This window comes from Streptomyces sp. NPDC002838, from assembly GCF_040295365.1.
In the GTDB taxonomy this organism is placed as follows: Bacteria; Actinomycetota; Actinomycetes; order Streptomycetales; family Streptomycetaceae; genus Streptomyces.
Genome location: NZ_JBEOVF010000005.1, coordinates 19,145 through 33,640, shown reverse-complemented (window position 1 = coordinate 33,640; position 14,496 = coordinate 19,145). Strand labels below are relative to the sequence as shown.

General features: G+C 71.0%; 12 protein-coding genes and 2 pseudogenes. 3 read left to right on the top strand and 11 right to left on the bottom strand.

Annotated features, from left to right (window positions below; all coding sequences use genetic code 11):
- Positions 1-18 precede the first annotated feature (18 nt).
- From gatB to ABT063_RS08745, 5 genes and pseudogenes are all read right to left on the bottom strand, one after another.
- Complete coding sequence (gene gatB / locus ABT063_RS08765) at positions 19-1,533, bottom strand: Asp-tRNA(Asn)/Glu-tRNA(Gln) amidotransferase subunit GatB (RefSeq protein ID WP_351056498.1); 1,515 nt, start codon at positions 1,531-1,533, stop codon at positions 19-21.
- 15 nt (positions 1,534-1,548) lie between these two features.
- The gene (locus ABT063_RS08760) at positions 1,549-1,788 is read right to left on the bottom strand and encodes a hypothetical protein (RefSeq protein ID WP_351056497.1); all 240 of its coding nucleotides are present in this window, start codon (positions 1,786-1,788) and stop codon (positions 1,549-1,551) included.
- Positions 1,785-3,278: an Asp-tRNA(Asn)/Glu-tRNA(Gln) amidotransferase subunit GatA gene (gene gatA / locus ABT063_RS08755; protein ID WP_351056496.1), complete on the bottom strand. Its 1,494-nt coding sequence runs from the start codon at positions 3,276-3,278 to the stop codon at positions 1,785-1,787. The genes ABT063_RS08760 and gatA overlap by 4 nt, the downstream gene beginning before the upstream one ends.
- A gap of 7 nt (positions 3,279-3,285) precedes the next feature.
- Positions 3,286-3,582: an Asp-tRNA(Asn)/Glu-tRNA(Gln) amidotransferase subunit GatC gene (gatC, locus tag ABT063_RS08750; RefSeq protein WP_018531282.1), complete on the bottom strand. Its 297-nt coding sequence runs from the start codon at positions 3,580-3,582 to the stop codon at positions 3,286-3,288.
- 318 nt (positions 3,583-3,900) lie between these two features.
- Positions 3,901-4,053: pseudogene (locus ABT063_RS08745) on the bottom strand (DUF4267 domain-containing protein); the annotation flags it as partial.
- A gap of 15 nt (positions 4,054-4,068) precedes the next feature.
- On the opposite strand from ABT063_RS08745, the pseudogene ABT063_RS08740 reads away from it, so the two are divergent.
- A pseudogene (locus tag ABT063_RS08740) lies at positions 4,069-4,200 on the top strand (TetR family transcriptional regulator); the annotation flags it as partial.
- 212 nt (positions 4,201-4,412) lie between these two features.
- Here the strand turns inward: ABT063_RS08740 and ABT063_RS08735 are convergent.
- The 5 genes from ABT063_RS08735 to ABT063_RS08715 form a co-directional block, all read right to left on the bottom strand.
- Positions 4,413-6,674, bottom strand: coding sequence for a putative bifunctional diguanylate cyclase/phosphodiesterase (locus ABT063_RS08735; RefSeq protein WP_351056495.1), 2,262 nt, complete (start codon positions 6,672-6,674; stop codon positions 4,413-4,415).
- 282 nt (positions 6,675-6,956) lie between these two features.
- On the bottom strand, positions 6,957-9,149 hold the full coding sequence (gene ligA / locus ABT063_RS08730; protein WP_351056494.1) for an NAD-dependent DNA ligase LigA: 2,193 nt from the start codon (positions 9,147-9,149) through the stop codon (positions 6,957-6,959).
- Between the two features lie 15 nt (positions 9,150-9,164).
- On the bottom strand, positions 9,165-10,166 hold the full coding sequence (locus ABT063_RS08725; protein ID WP_351056493.1) for a methionine synthase: 1,002 nt from the start codon (positions 10,164-10,166) through the stop codon (positions 9,165-9,167).
- Between the two features lie 614 nt (positions 10,167-10,780).
- A complete protein-coding gene (locus ABT063_RS08720; RefSeq protein ID WP_351056492.1) occupies positions 10,781-11,479 on the bottom strand; it encodes an SDR family oxidoreductase in 699 nt (232 codons plus the stop codon).
- Between the two features lie 44 nt (positions 11,480-11,523).
- A complete protein-coding gene (locus ABT063_RS08715) occupies positions 11,524-12,063 on the bottom strand; it encodes an LOG family protein (protein WP_351056491.1) in 540 nt (179 codons plus the stop codon).
- Between the two features lie 50 nt (positions 12,064-12,113).
- Here ABT063_RS08715 and ABT063_RS08710 point away from each other — a divergent pair, with 50 nt between their 5' ends.
- Together ABT063_RS08710 and ABT063_RS08705 are read left to right on the top strand one after the other, a co-directional pair.
- Positions 12,114-12,440 (top strand): DUF427 domain-containing protein, encoded by a 327-nt coding sequence (locus tag ABT063_RS08710; protein ID WP_351056489.1) that lies wholly within the window; start codon positions 12,114-12,116, stop codon positions 12,438-12,440.
- A 70-nt stretch (positions 12,441-12,510) separates the two neighbouring features.
- Positions 12,511-13,290: an alpha/beta fold hydrolase gene (locus ABT063_RS08705; RefSeq protein WP_351056488.1), complete on the top strand. Its 780-nt coding sequence runs from the start codon at positions 12,511-12,513 to the stop codon at positions 13,288-13,290.
- An 18-nt stretch (positions 13,291-13,308) separates the two neighbouring features.
- Here the strand turns inward: ABT063_RS08705 and mnmA are convergent, their stop codons facing one another.
- A complete protein-coding gene (gene mnmA, locus ABT063_RS08700; protein ID WP_351056487.1) occupies positions 13,309-14,439 on the bottom strand; it encodes a tRNA 2-thiouridine(34) synthase MnmA in 1,131 nt (376 codons plus the stop codon).
- Positions 14,440-14,496 lie beyond the last annotated feature (57 nt).

Below are 14,496 nucleotides of genomic sequence, written 5' to 3'. Positions count from 1 at the left end.
CCCCCCGGAATCGACTGCTCAGCCCTCGCTGACGCCCAGCTTCTGCAGGATCAGCTCCTTGACGCGGGCCGCGTCCGCCTGGCCGCGCGTGGCCTTCATGACCGCGCCGACCAGGGCGCCGGCCGCGGCCACCTTGCCGCCGCGGATCTTGTCCGCGATGGCCGGGTTGCCGGCGATGGCCTCGTCGACGGCGGCGGTGAGCGCGCCCTCGTCGGAGACGACCTTCAGACCGCGCTTGTCGACGACCTCGTCCGGGGTGCCTTCGCCCGCGAGGACGCCTTCGATGACCTGGCGGGCCAGCTTGTCGTTCAGATCGCCGGAAGCCACGAGCTTGGTGACCCGGGCCACCTGCTCCGGCGTGATCGCCAGCTCGTCCAGCGCCTTGCCCGACTCGTTGGCGCTGCGGGCGAGTTCGCCCATCCACCACTTGCGGGCGGAGGCCGCGTCGGCACCGGCGTCGATCGTGGCGACGATCGGCTCCAGCGCACCGGCGTTGAGGATCGCCTGCATGTCGACGGCGCTGACGCCCCACTCCTCGCGCAGCCGGTTGCGGCGGACCAGCGGCAGCTCCGGCAGCGCGGAGCGGATCTCCTCGACCCACTCGCGCGTGGGGGCCACCGGCACCAGGTCCGGCTCGGGGAAGTACCGGTAGTCCTCGGCCTCCTCCTTCACGCGGCCCGAGGTCGTCGACCCGGTGTCCTCGTGGAAGTGCCGGGTCTCCTGGACGATCGTCCCGCCACTGCTCAGTACGGCCGCGTGCCGCTGGATCTCGAAGCGGGCCGCGCGCTCCACGGACCGCAGCGAGTTCACGTTCTTCGTCTCGGAGCGGGTGCCGAACTTCTCGGTGCCGTTCGGGCGCAGCGACAGGTTCACGTCGCAGCGCATCTGGCCCATCTCCATGCGGGCCTCGGAGACGCCGAGCGCCTTGATGAGCTCGCGCAGCTCACGGACGTACGCCTTCGCCACCTCGGGGGCACGGTCGCCCGCGCCTTCGATCGGCTTGGTGACGATCTCGATGAGCGGGATGCCGGCGCGGTTGTAGTCGAGCAGCGAGTGCGAGGCGCCGTGGATACGGCCCGTCGCGCCGCCGACGTGGGTGGACTTGCCGGTGTCCTCCTCCATGTGGGCGCGCTCGATCTCCACGCGGAAGGTCTCCCCGTCCTCCAGCTGCACGTCGAGGTAGCCGTTGAAGGCGATCGGCTCGTCGTACTGGGAGGTCTGGAAGTTCTTCGGCATGTCCGGATAGAAGTAGTTCTTCCGGGCGAAGCGGCACCACTCGGCGATCTCGCAGTTCAGCGCGAGACCGATCTTGATGGCGGACTCGACGCCGGTCGCGTTGACGACCGGGAGCGCGCCGGGCAGGCCGAGGCAGACGGGGCAGGTCTGGGTGTTCGGGTCGGCACCGAGGGCGGTCGAACAGCCGCAGAACATCTTGGTCTTGGTGCCGAGTTCGACATGGACCTCGAGGCCCATCACGGGGTCGTACGACGCCAGCGCGTCCTCGTACGACACCAGGTCGGTCGTGGTGGTCACGGTGAAACTTCCCTCTCAGCCCAGCAGGACGTCGTCGTCGCCCAGCCGCTTCAGCTCGCGGTACAGGATGGCGAGGCCGGTGACGATCGCGGCGGCGGACACGGTGGCGTCGATCAGGACCAGCGTGTCCTTCTCGGCGCGGGCCTTCTTGAGCCGCTTGGCGACGCCGATCGCGCCGAACGCGGTCCCGGCGATGGACAGGTACGTGCCGGACTTGGACTTCTTGAAGCCCTTGGCCTTGGTCAGTGCACTCACAGCGACGGAGCCTCCTCGATCAGCGGGTGGCCCCACCTTTCCACGAAGGCGGCCTCGACGGCGGCGCCGACCTTGTAAAGACGGTCGTCCTTCAGTGCCGGGGCGATGATCTGCAGGCCGACCGGGAGGTTGTCCTCGGGGGCGAGGCCGCAGGGCAGCGACATGGCCGCGTTGCCCGCCAGGTTGGTCGGGATGGTGCACAGGTCGGCGAGGTACATCGCCATCGGGTCGTCGGCGCGCTCGCCGATCGGGAAGGCGGTGGTGGGCGTGGTCGGCGAGACGATCACATCCACCTGCTCGAAGGCCTTCTCGAAGTCGCGCGTGATGAGCGTGCGGACCTTCTGGGCGGAGCCGTAGTACGCGTCGTAGTAGCCGCTCGACAGCGCGTACGTGCCGAGCATGATGCGGCGCTTGACCTCCGGGCCGAAGCCCGCCTCACGGGTGAGGGAGGTGACCTCCTCGGCGGAGTGCGTGCCGTCGTCGCCGGTACGCAGGCCGTAGCGCAGGCCGTCGAAGCGGGCGAGGTTGGAGGAGCACTCGGACGGGGCGATCAGGTAGTACGCCGACAGCGCGAGGTCGAAGGACGGGCAGTCCAGCTCGACGATCTCGGCGCCCAGCTCCTTGAGGAGGGCGACGGACTCGTCGAAGCGCTGGATGACGCCGGCCTGGTAGCCCTCGCCGCGGAACTGCTGGACGACGCCGACGCGCATCCCGACGACGCTGCCGTTGCGGGCGGCCTCGACGACCGGCGGGACCGGGGCGTCGATGGAGGTGGAGTCGAGCGGGTCGTGCCCGGCGATGACCTCGTGCAGCAGGGCCGCGTCCAGGACCGTACGGGCGCAGGGTCCGCCCTGGTCGAGGGAGGACGAGAACGCCACCATGCCGAAGCGGGAGACGCCGCCGTACGTCGGCTTGACGCCGACCGTGCCGGTGACGGCGGCCGGCTGGCGGATGGAGCCGCCGGTGTCGGTGCCGATGGCGAGGGGCGCCTGGAAGGAGGCGAGCGCGGCGCTCGAACCGCCGCCGGAACCGCCGGGGATCTTGGTGAGGTCCCACGGGTTGCCGGTCGGCCCGTACGCGCTGTTCTCGGTGGAGGACCCCATGGCGAACTCGTCCATGTTGGTCTTGCCGAGGATGACGACGTCGGCGGCCTTCAGCTTCTGGGTGACGGTCGCGTCGTACGGCGGGATCCAGCCCTCGAGGATCTTCGAACCGACGGTCGTCGGAACGCCCTCGGTGGTGAAGATGTCCTTGAGCGCGAGGGGAACGCCGGCCAGCGGGCCGAGCTTCTCCCCGTTGGCCCGCTTCTCGTCGACGGCACGGGCCTGGGCCAGGGCGCCCTCGCGGTCGACGTACAGGAAGGCGTGCACCTTCTCGTCGACGGCTTCGATGCGGGCCAGGTGGGCCTCGGTGACCTCGACCGCGGTGAGCTCGCCGGAGGCGATCTTCGCGGCGGTCTCGGCGGCGGTGAGCTTGATGATGTCCGTCATGGTGTTGTTAGTCCTCCCCCAGGATCTGCGGCACCTTGAAACGCTGCTGCTCCTGGGCCGGGGCGCCGGAGAGCGCCTGCTCGGGGGTGAGCGACGGACGGACCTCGTCCGCGCGCATGACGTTCGTCAGCGGGAGCGGGTGCGAGGTCGGCGGTACGTCTTGGTCGGCGACCTCGCTGACGCGTGCGACCGCGCCGATGATGTCGTCCAGCTGTCCCGCGAAGTGGTCGAGCTCTTCGGGCTTCAGCTCCAGACGTGCCAGCCGTGCGAGGTGGGCGACCTCCTCGCGCGTGATGCCAGGCATGCAGCGATCCTCTGGGGTGAGAGTGTGTGGTTTGGGGCGGGGGCTAGTCGGCACATTCCCGTCGTCCGCCCGAAGGGCGGGTCGCGCGGCGTCTGGTGCGTGCGATCGCAAGGCGCCGGAGCGTCCTCGTGGCGGAGCCACGTGGACGATTCGGCAACGCGGCGAGCGTGCGTGCCAGGCGTCGCGCGACAGACGGGAATGTGCCGACTAGCCCCAATCCTATGGGGCGGGGCCGTGTGCCCGTGAAACGGTTTCCCAGGGGCCTCGTCCTTCAGTGGCGCGACACCTTGAGATGACGTCAGACAGCGAACAGCAGTCCAGCACTATCAGGGTGCCGACGAGCGGCACGATCGCCACGCAGAGCATGAACCAGGCCTCGGCCCGGGCCCCGGCGAAAGCGAGCAGCGCCAGGCCCAGGAGGCCGAAGGTGCCGTCCCTGAGGCCCTTGATCGTGAGGGAGGCGGCGTCGCCTGCGACGGCCTCGGCCTGGTGACGGAGACGTACTGGGCGGGTCTGCACGGCCTGGTGACCCTGATGCGCAGTGGCCGCCTACCGGAGGAGGCGCACGAACGCAGGCCGGCCCTGCTGATCGGCCACTTCACGGCGGGGGCGAGCTGAGGGGCCGAGCGGCAGGCGGGAGCCGGGGCGAGGGCGGGCCGAAGCCAGGCGGAAGCCGACGCGAAGCCAGGCGGCCGCGTCGGCATGCCCGCCAGGAGTGCCGCGGCGGCCGCCGCCGACGGTGGGCAACCCCCGCAGAAGAGGGCACCTTTTCAGTTCGGCTGAACGGGCGGGCGGGTGGGAAAGCCACGGCGGAAAGCCACCGCGGAGAGTCACTCCGCGGCCGGCAGAGCCGCCCTCGGCCGCTGCGGCCGCTGCCAGCCCCGTGAGCCCCGCGCCCGCAGCCACGCCGTCGTCTCCTCCGGTGGCATCGCCGCCGCGACCAGCCAGCCCTGTACGGCGTCGCAGCCCAGGTCGCGCAGCCGCTCCCAGGTCTCGTCGTCCTCGACGCCCTCGGCGACCACGAGGAGGCCCAGGGAGTGCGCCAGGTCCACCGTGCAGCGGACGATCTCCGCGTCCTCGTTGTCTACGGCCAGCCGGGCCACGAACGAGCGGTCGATCTTCAGCTCGCTCACCGGCAGTCGCCGTAGGTGCACCAGTGAGGAATAGCCGGTGCCGAAGTCGTCCAAGGACATCTTCACGCCGTGGCCGGTCAGCCCGGCGAGGGTGTCGGCGGCGCGCTGGGGGTCCTCCAGGAGGACGTGTTCCGTTATCTCCAGCTGGAGCGCTCCCGCGGGGACGCCGTGGCGGGCCAGCCGCGCGGCGACGGAGCCGGCGAAGCCGGGGGTGTGGACATCGCGCGGGGAGACGTTGACCGCGACCGGGACGAACAGCCCCTGGGAGCGCCACTCGGCGACCTGGCCGAGGGCCGTCTCCAGCACGTACTCCGTGAGATGCGGCATCAGGCCGGACGACTCGGCGATGGCGATGAACTCGTCCGGCGGGACCTTGCCCCGCTCGGGGTGCACCCAGCGGACCAGGGCCTCCAGGCCGGCCACCTGTCCGTCGAAGCGGACCTTGGGCTGGTAGTGCAGCTGGACCTCGTGCGCGTCCAGGGCCCGGCGCAGATCGCCGAGCAGTCCGAGCCGGTCGGGGGTGTTGGAGTCCCGCTTGGACTCGTAGACCTCGACGCCCGTACGGTCCCGCTTCGCCTGGTACATCGCCACGTCCGCCCGGCGCAGCAGCCCCTCGGCGTCCAGGGCGTGGTCGGGGAAGACGGCGACTCCGGCGCTGGCCTCCAGCACGAGGGTGAGGCCGTCGAGGTCGAGCGGGGAACTGAGGGCGGCGACGAGGCCGCGGGCGACCCGGGTCGCGGAGGTCGTGGAGTCGGCGACGGGCAGTAAGACGGCGAACTCGTCGCCGCCCAGCCGTGCGGCCTCCGCACCGCGCGGCAGTGCCACCCGGAGCCGGTCGGCTATCTGGAGGAGCAGCCGGTCACCGGCCAGGTGCCCCAGCGTGTCGTTGACCGAGCGGAAACGGTCGAGGTCGATCAGCATCAGCGCGGCGCGGGCGCCGATGCGCTCGGCGTCGTCCAGAGCGGTCCAGATGCGCTCCAGCAGCCACTGGCGGTTGGGAAGCCCGGTCAGTGGATCGCGCAGTTGCTCCTCGGCCCGCGCCCGGGCTATCCACAGGGTGGAGTCGAGGGCGATGAGGGGGATGGCGAACAGCGGCAGCAGGATGGGCTTGGCGACGGCGACCACGCAGATCAGGGGCGCGATGCCGAGCAGCGCGACCGCGAGCAGGCCGTGTCTGACCAGGGCGGTGCGGGCGACCGTGGGCAGGCCGGAGCGTGGGGCGTGCAGATACCAGCCCAGGGCGCGGGTGACCGCCAGGTAGGCGACCGCGACCAGCACCACCTCGGAGGCGGTGTAGACCGTCCAGCTGTCGGGGTTCCAGGGGCGCTCCACCGACGGCACCCGGCCGAGAGCGCCCAGCAGCAGGGCCCCGGCACCGATGCCGAGGATGTCCACCGCGCCGTGCAGGACGCCCTGTCGCCAGCGGTGCCGGCGGGCCACGCCGACCAGCAGTACGACGGTGAGGCTGACCATCCCGGCGGGCACCCAGCCGTAGAGCAGAAGGACGGCGAGGGTGAGCGCGGCGCCGGAGCCGGTGCCGCCCCACCAGCGGGCGCGGCCGAGCGCCACCAGGTGGCCGACGATGATGCCGGTCAGCAGAGCGAACGACCAGCCCACGGTGCCGGCCGGGAAGAGCGCGTGGCCGCCGGTGAAGGCCCGGTAGAAACCGGCGCCCAGGACGAACCCGGCCGCCGCGACGGTCGCCGCGGGCAGGGCGGGCCAGGACAGGTGCCGCTCGGCCTCGGCTCCGGACAGCCCGGAAGCGCGCTCGGCCGTGAGCTGCGGGGCGCCGAGGCCCTCGGCCGGCGTGTACTGTCCCGCCACGTACTGTCCGGTGGCGCGCCCCTCCGCGCCCGGACGCTCCGAAGGCCGCCCGGCCCGCCGGCTCTCCCGCCATGCGCCGACCATCCGGCGCAGGCGCAGCCGTGAGTCCGGAGCGGCGCTCTCGGTCGGTTCCATTCCCGTCCCTCTCACAGCCGGCGGTGCCCACGCCACGCGGCCGATGCCCGACAACCCTTGGGCGGCGCCGCGTTGGAAAACCCTTCCCTTTTGTCCTTCAAGGGCCCTTCAAGAACAAAAGGGATGCCCCAACCGCAGCTGGGCACGGCAGGCGCACATCTCAACAGTAGGCCGCAGAAGGCTTCCACGGGCACTGGTCGTCGGCGGTTGCCCGAATGCGCTCCGGCCACCCATATGCATCTGGTATGCGCCGATCGGGTGGCCTTCAACCGCTGCTCCTCGCTACTCCTCTGCCGGAAGCGCGACTTCGGCCGCCGCCTCCGGGCCCTGTTCCAGCAGGACGTTGAAGCCCTCCTCGTTCAGAACAGGCACCTTGAGCTGCATCGCCTTGTCGTACTTCGATCCAGGATTGTCACCCACAATTACGAAGGACGTCTTCTTCGAAACAGAACCGGTTACTTTCGCGCCACGGGTCTGCAACGCGTCCTTGGCTCCGTCGCGCGTGAAGTGTTCGAGCGTGCCGGTGACGACGACGGTGAGCCCTTCGAGGGGACGCGGGCCCTCGTCCTCGCCGGAGCCCTCCTCCTCCATACGGACGCCGGCCGCCTTCCACTTGCGGAGGATCTCCTGATGCCAGTCCTCGGCAAACCACTCTTTGAGTGATTTCGCGATGATCGGGCCGACGCCGTCGGTGTTCGCCAACTCCTCCTCCGAGGCCTGCTCGATGCGGTCGACCGAGCGGAACTCCCGGGCGAGGGCCTCGGCGGCGACCGGGCCGACATGACGGATCGACAGGCCGGTGAGGATGCGGGCGAGCGGGCGCTGCTTGGCCTCCGCGATGTTCTCCAGCATGGCGACCGCGTTCTTCTTCGGGTTGCCCTCCTGGTTGGCGAAGACCGTGGCGACCTTCTCCTCGCCGGTCTTCGGGTCCCGCTTGGGCAGGCCGCTGTCCTGGTCGAGGACGTACGCCTTGATGGGCAGCAGCTGTTCGATGGTGAGGTCGAACAGATCGCCCTCGTCCTTCAGCGGCGGCTCCTCGGGCTCGAGCGGCTTGGTGAGAGCGGCCGCGGCGACGTACCCGAAGTGCTCGATGTCCAGCGACTTGCGGCCCGCGAGATAGAACAGTCGTTCGCGCAACTGGGCGGGGCAGGAGCGGGCGTTCGGGCAGCGCAGATCGACGTCGCCCTCCTTCATCGGCCTCAGCGCAGTACCGCACTCGGGGCACTCGCTCGGCATCACGAACTCGCGCTCGCTGCCGTCGCGCAGGTCGACGACCGGTCCGAGGATCTCCGGGATGACGTCACCGGCCTTGCGCAGCACCACGGTGTCGCCGATGAGGACGCCCTTGGCCTTGACGACGTCCTGGTTGTGCAGGGTGGCGAACTCGACCTCCGAGCCGGCCACCGTCACCGGCTCGACCTGGGCGTACGGCGTGACCCGGCCCGTACGGCCCACGCCCACGCGGATGTTGATGAGCTTGGTGTTGACCTCCTCCGGCGCGTACTTGTACGCGATCGCCCAGCGCGGGGCGCGGGAGGTCGAGCCCAGCCGTCCCTGGAGCGGGATCTCGTCGAGCTTGACGACCACGCCGTCGATCTCGTGCTCCACGGAGTGCCGGTTCTCGCCGTAGTACGCGATGAACTCCCGTACGCCGTCGAGGCCGTCGACCACCTTGTTGTGCCGGGAGGTGGGCAGGCCCCAGGCCTTCAGCAGGTCGTACGCCTGGAAGAGGCGGGTCATGCCGTCGAAGCCCTGCAGGGCGCCGATGCCGTGGACGACCATGTGCAGGGGGCGGGTGGCGGTGACGCGCGGGTCCTTCTGGCGCAGCGAACCGGCCGCCGCGTTGCGCGGGTTGGCGAAGGGCTTGTCACCGGCCGCGACCAGGCGGGCGTTGAGCTCCTGGAACTTCTCCATCGGGAAGTAGACCTCACCGCGGATCTCCACGAACTCCGGGATGCGGTCGCCCTTCAGACGGTCCGGGATCTCCGTGATCGTACGGACGTTGGGCGTGATGTCCTCGCCCGTACGGCCGTCGCCGCGGGTCGCCGCGCGCGTGAGACGGCCGTGCTCGTACGTGAGGTTGACGGCGAGGCCGTCGACCTTGAGCTCGCACAGCAGGTGGTAGTTAGGCGCGCCGACGTCCTTGGCGACGCGCTCGGCCCAGGCGGCCAGCTCTTCGTCGCTGAACGCGTTGTCCAGCGAGAGCATGCGCTCGCGGTGCTGGACGGCCGTGAAATCCGTCGCGTACGCGCCCGCGACCTTCTGGGTCGGCGAGTCGGGCGTGCGCAGCTCGGGGTGCTCCTCCTCCAGCGCCTCCAGGGTGCGCAGGAGCTTGTCGAACTCCGCGTCGCTGATGACGGGAGCGTCCTTCACGTAGTACCGGAAGCGGTGCTCCTCGATCTGCTCAGCGAGCTGCGCGTGCTTCTCCCGTGCCTCGGCGGGCACCGTCGTCTCCGCTTGCTTGTCGCCGGCCACCGTGTTGTCCTCCCGTTACTCAGGGTTGTCCGCGAGGGATCTCGCCGCCCGGACGCAGTGGGCGAGGGCCTCGCGTGCGTACCCGGGGGAAGCCCCCGCGAGTCCGCACGACGGAGTGACCGTGACCGCGTCCGCGAGAAGTCCCGGATGCAGCCCCAGCCTGCGCCACAGCGTTCTGACACCCATGACGCTACCGGCAGGGTCTGACAATCGGCCGTCCGTGGTCGGCACGACACCGGCGAAGAGCCGGGTCCCCCCTTCCACCGCCTCGCCGATCGCGTCGTCGTCACGCTCGGTGAGGAGCTCGAAGTCGAAGGAGATCGCCGCCGCGCCCGCCCGGCGCAGCAGGGCGAACGGGACGTCCGGTGCGCACGAGTGGACCACGACCGGTCCCTCCTCGTGCACCCCGACGACGTCGCGGAGCGTGGCCTCGATGATCTGCCGGTCGACGGCGCGGTGGGTGCGGTAGCCGCTGGCGGTCTTCACCTGGCCGCGCAGTACGGGGGTGAGGGACGGCTCGTCGAGCTGGAGCACGAGCTGGGCACCGGGGATGCGGCGCTGTGTCTCGGCGAGGTGCAGCCGCAGGCCCTCGGTGAGGGAGGCGGCGAGGTCGCGGCAGGCGCCGGGGTCGGAGAGCGCGGCCTCGCCGTTCTTCAGCTCGAGGTTGGCCGCGAGCGTCCAGGGGCCTACCGCCTGCACCTTCAGCGGCCCCTCGTAGCCCTGGGTGAACTCCTCCAGCGCGTCGAGGTCCTGGCCGAGCCACGAGCGGGCACGCTTGGTGTCCCGGCCCGGACGGTCGCCGATCCGCCAGCCGCTGGGCTCCACGCGCGCGTACAGCTCGACGAGCAGCCCCGCCGTCCGCCCGATCATGTCCGCGCCGGGCCCGCGGGCGGGTAGTTCGGCGAGGAACGGGAAGTCCTCGAAGGTCCCGGTCACGGTCTTGGCGGCCTCGCGGGCATCGCCTCCCGGCAGGGAGCCGATGCCGGTGGCGGGGCCGAAGCTGAAGGTTTCGTTCACACGTGGAAGCCTACGTAGGTCGTCGGGTCGGTGTGCTGCGGTGCGGGCCTCGGATTCTCGCCCCCGCCGCCCCTACCCGTCCCATCCCCAGGGGCTCCGCCCCTTCGACCCCGCCAGGGGGCTCCGCCCCCCTGGACCCCCGCGGGGCTCCGCCCCGGATCCCCACGGGGCTGCGCCCCGGACCCGCCTGGGGCTGCGCCCCGGACCCCATCGGGGCTCCGCCCCGGACCCCATCGGCCTGAACGGCCTCGTCCTCAAACGCCGGACGGGCTGGATGTGGCTGAACGGCGCGCTTCACGCAGGCACGCCGGACGGGCTGAATGTGGCTGAACGGCGCTTCACGCGGGCACGCCGGACAGGCTGGATGTGGCTGAACGGCGCTTCACGCGGGCACGCCGGACAGGCCGGATATTGGCCGAACGGCACTTCACGCGGGCACGCCGGACAGGCCGGATATGGCCGAACGGCACTTCACGCGGGCACGCCGGACAGGCCGGATGTGGCTGAGCAGCGCTGTCACTGCACGCCGGACGGGCTGGGATGTGGTGCACCTTTCGACCTACCGAGTCGGGTGGTGGGTGGGCATAGGCCGGGGTCCAGGGGCGGAGCCCCGGTCAGTGGCCCGGGCGTACCGTCACGTCGTTGATCTCCGCGTCCCTCGGCAGGTCCAAAGCCATCAGGATCGTCGTCGCCACCGACTCCGGATCGATCCACTTCGACGGGTCGTACTCCTTGCCCTCCTGCTGGTGGACCTTCGCCTGCATGGGGCTGGCGGTGCGGCCGGGGTAGACGGAGGTAACGCGGACGCCGCCCGCGTGTTCCTCGTGCCGTAGCGAGTCCGCCAGGGCCTTCAGGCCGTGCTTCGACGCCGCGTACGCCGACCAGTCGGCGTGGGCGTTCAGGCCCGCGCCGGAGTTCACGAACACCACGTGGCCGCGGGCGGCGCGGAGTTGGGGCAGGAAGTGGCGAGTCAGCTCGGCGGGGGCGATGAGGTTGACGTTGAGCTGGTGGCGCCAGGACTTCGGGGTCAGCTCACCTACCGGTCCGAGGTCGACCACGCCGGCGATGTGCAGCAGGGAGTCCACCCGGTCGGGAAGCGTCTGGTGCGCGAACGCCCAGGAGAGCCTGTCGGGGTCCGCCAGATCGCCGACCAGCGTCTTCGCCCCGGGGAACTCCGCCGCGAGCTCCTTCGCACGGCCCGCGTCGCGCGCGTGCAGCACGAGGTCGTCCCCGCGCGCGTGCAGCCGACGGGCCACGGCCGCGCCGATGCCCGAGCCCGCTCCGGTGATCACATGAGTAGCCATGCCCGACATGCTCGCACCATGCCCGCCCGCGTCACACCCGCGTCACACCCGCGTCATTCGACGCCCCGGCTCTCCTCCAGAAACGCCAGCGCCCCCACCGGCTCCTCCGCGAAGAACACCAGGTCGGTCAGCGGCCGGGGCAGGAAGCCCTCGTCCTCCATGCGGCGGAACTGCTGCTTCAGACCGTCGTAGAAACCCGCGGTGTTGAGCAGCACCACCGGCTTGTCCGTGTGCCCGTGCTTCTTCAGCTCCAGGATCTCGGTGGCCTCGTCGAGCGTGCCGGTGCCGCCCACCATGATCACCACGGCGTCGGCGTTCTCCAGGAGGAGCTTCTTTCGTTCGGCGAGGTCCCGCGCGACGACCATCTCGTCCGCGCCTTGCCGCGCCTTGGCCGCCAGGAAGTCCACGGAGACCCCGCAGAGCCTGCCGCCCGCCTCCTGCACGCCGTCGGCGACCACCTTCATCAGTCCGACGTCCGAACCGCCCCAGACGAGTGTGTGCCCGCCCTTGCCGATGAGTTTCGCGAACTCCCGCGCGGGGCGGGTGTATCGGTCGTCCAGGTCGGCGGCGGAGAGGAAGACGCAGATTCGCATGGAGTCACCGTACGCGGGAAGAACCGGCGGCCCGCGAGTGCTGTTCGGGTATGGCCGAAGGACACACGATCACGATCGAGCAGGGCACCCGGCGCGTACGGGTCGTCCATGGCGACCAGGTACTGGCGGAGAGCGACCGTCCCCTCCTCCTGCGGGAGACGGGCTGTCCGGTGCGGTACTACCTCCCCGCCGACGACGTACGACTGGACCTGCTGACCCCCTCCGACACGCACACGTACTGCCCGTTCAAGGGCACCGCGTCCTACTGGTCGCTGCCGGACGCGGCGGACCTGGTGTGGGCGTATCCCGAGCCCAAGCCCGACGTCGCCGAGATCAAGGACCACCTTTGCTTCTACGAGGTGGAAGTGTCCCCATAGAGGTCCCATAGAGGTCCCACAGAAGTGTTGTGACCGATTAATTCGCCGTCGTGGGGCAGTCTTCACAGACATGGACAAGAAGACGACTTCGCGCGACGGCACCCGCCTCGCGTACCAGCGCACCGGTCAGGGTCCGGCGGTCATCCTCATCAGCGGGGCCATGTCCACGGGAGGCACCGTGGCGCCGCTGGCCGGGCCCCTGTCCGACCGCTTCACCGTGGTCTCGTACGACCGCCGGGGCCGGGGCGAGAGCGGCGACACGGCCCCCTACGCGGTCGCCCGTGAGGTAGAGGACCTCGCGGCGCTGATCGACGTGGTGGGCGGCGAGGCGGCGTTGTACGGCATCTCCTCGGGCGGTGCGCTGGCGCTGCACGCGGCGGCGAGCGGGCTGGCGGTGCGCCGGGTCGCCGTGTACGAGGTGCCGTTCGCCGTCTACGAGGGCGGTGTGAAGGAGCGCGCCGAGTACACCGAGCACCTGACCGAGGCGCTCGCGCAGGGGCGGCGCGGCGACGCGGTCGAGCTGTTCCTGAGGCTCACCGGGCTGGCGGAGGAGATGATCCAGGGTGCCCGCCAGTCCCCCATGTGGGCCGGCATGGAGGCCATCGCACCGAGCCTCGCCTACGACGACGCCGTGATGGGCGACGGCAGGGTGCCCCGGGAGCGGCTGGCCTCGATCGCCGTCCCCGTCCTGGCCATGGCGGGGGACGCGAGCCCCGCATGGATGCGCGAGGCCGCGCAGGCGGTCGCGGAGGCGGCACCGGAGGGCACGTACCGGGTGCTGGAGGACCAGACGCACATGGTGGATCCGAACGTCCTGGCGCCGGTGCTGGCGGAGTTCTTCGCCCAGTAGCGACCCGGTGGCGCGGGGTCAGGCCACCCCGGCCGTCGCCCGCGTCGTCGCCGCGATCGTCGCCGAGCCGACCACGCGCGTGCCGTCGTACAGCACGATCGCCTGGCCGGGAGCCACGCCGCGGACCGGCTCCGTGAAGCGGACCTGGAGGTCGCCGTCGATCAGTTCGGCGGTGACCTCCGTCTCGCCGCCGTGGGCACGGAGCTGGGCCGTGTAGGTGCCGGGGCCGGTCGGGGCGGCGCCGCACCAGCGGGGCTTGACGGCGGTGAGCGCGCTGACGTCCAGAGCGGCGGCCGGGCCGACCGTCACCGTGTTGTCCACCGGGGAGATGTCCAGGACGTAGCGCGGCTTGCCGTCGGGCGCCGGGGTGCCGATCCTGAGGCCCTTGCGCTGGCCGATGGTGAAGCCGTACGCGCCCTCGTGCGTGCCCAGCTTGGCGCCGGACTCGTCGACGATGTCGCCCTCCGCCTTGCCGAGTCGGTCGGCGAGGAAGCCCTGGGTGTCGCCGTCGGCGATGAAGCAGATGTCGTGCGAGTCGGGCTTCTTGGCCACCGCCAGGCCGCGGCGCTCGGCCTCCGCGCGGATCTCGTCCTTGGTCGTGACCGTGTCGCCGAGCGGGAAGATCGCGTGGGCGAGCTGGCGGTCGTCCAGGACGCCGAGGACGTACGACTGGTCCTTGGCCATGTCGGAGGCGCGGTGCAGCTCGCGGGTGCCGTCGTCACGCACGATCACCTTGGCGTAGTGGCCGGTGCAGACCGCGTCGAAGCCGAGGGCGAGCGCCTTGTCGAGCAGGGCGGCGAACTTGATCTTCTCGTTGCAGCGCAGGCAGGGGTTCGGGGTGCGGCCGGCCTCGTACTCGGCGACGAAGTCCTCGACCACGTCCTCGCGGAAGCGGTCGGCGAGGTCCCACACGTAGAACGGGATGCCGATGACGTCCGCTGCGCGGCGGGCGTCGCGCGAATCCTCGATGGTGCAACAGCCGCGCGCGCCCGTGCGGAACGATTGGGGGTTCGCCGAGAGGGCGAGGTGGACGCCGGTCACGTCGTGGCCCGCCTCGGCCGCGCGGGCGGCGGCGACGGCGGAGTCGACTCCGCCCGACATGGCGGCGAGGACGCGAAGAGGGCGGGAGCGCTGCGGGGTGTCAGTCATAACCCTTCAAGGGTACGGGTGCGCGGGAACCGGAGACCACGCCTATCCGTTCACGAT

Excerpts from the sequence above, each read along its gene's own strand:
- gatA (WP_351056496.1), bottom strand. The coding sequence starts at position 3,278 with ATGACGGACATCATCAAGCTCACCGCCGCCGAGACCGCCGCGAAGATC.
- gatC (WP_018531282.1), bottom strand. The coding sequence starts at position 3,582 with ATGCCTGGCATCACGCGCGAGGAGGTCGCCCACCTCGCACGGCTGGCA.
- ABT063_RS08735 (WP_351056495.1), bottom strand. The coding sequence starts at position 6,674 with ATGGAACCGACCGAGAGCGCCGCTCCGGACTCACGGCTGCGCCTGCGC.
- ABT063_RS08720 (WP_351056492.1), bottom strand. The coding sequence starts at position 11,479 with ATGTCGGGCATGGCTACTCATGTGATCACCGGAGCGGGCTCGGGCATC.
- ABT063_RS08715 (WP_351056491.1), bottom strand. The coding sequence starts at position 12,063 with ATGCGAATCTGCGTCTTCCTCTCCGCCGCCGACCTGGACGACCGATAC.
- ABT063_RS08710 (WP_351056489.1), top strand. The coding sequence starts at position 12,114 with ATGGCCGAAGGACACACGATCACGATCGAGCAGGGCACCCGGCGCGTA.
- ABT063_RS08705 (WP_351056488.1), top strand. The coding sequence starts at position 12,511 with ATGGACAAGAAGACGACTTCGCGCGACGGCACCCGCCTCGCGTACCAG.
- mnmA (WP_351056487.1), bottom strand. The coding sequence starts at position 14,439 with ATGACTGACACCCCGCAGCGCTCCCGCCCTCTTCGCGTCCTCGCCGCC.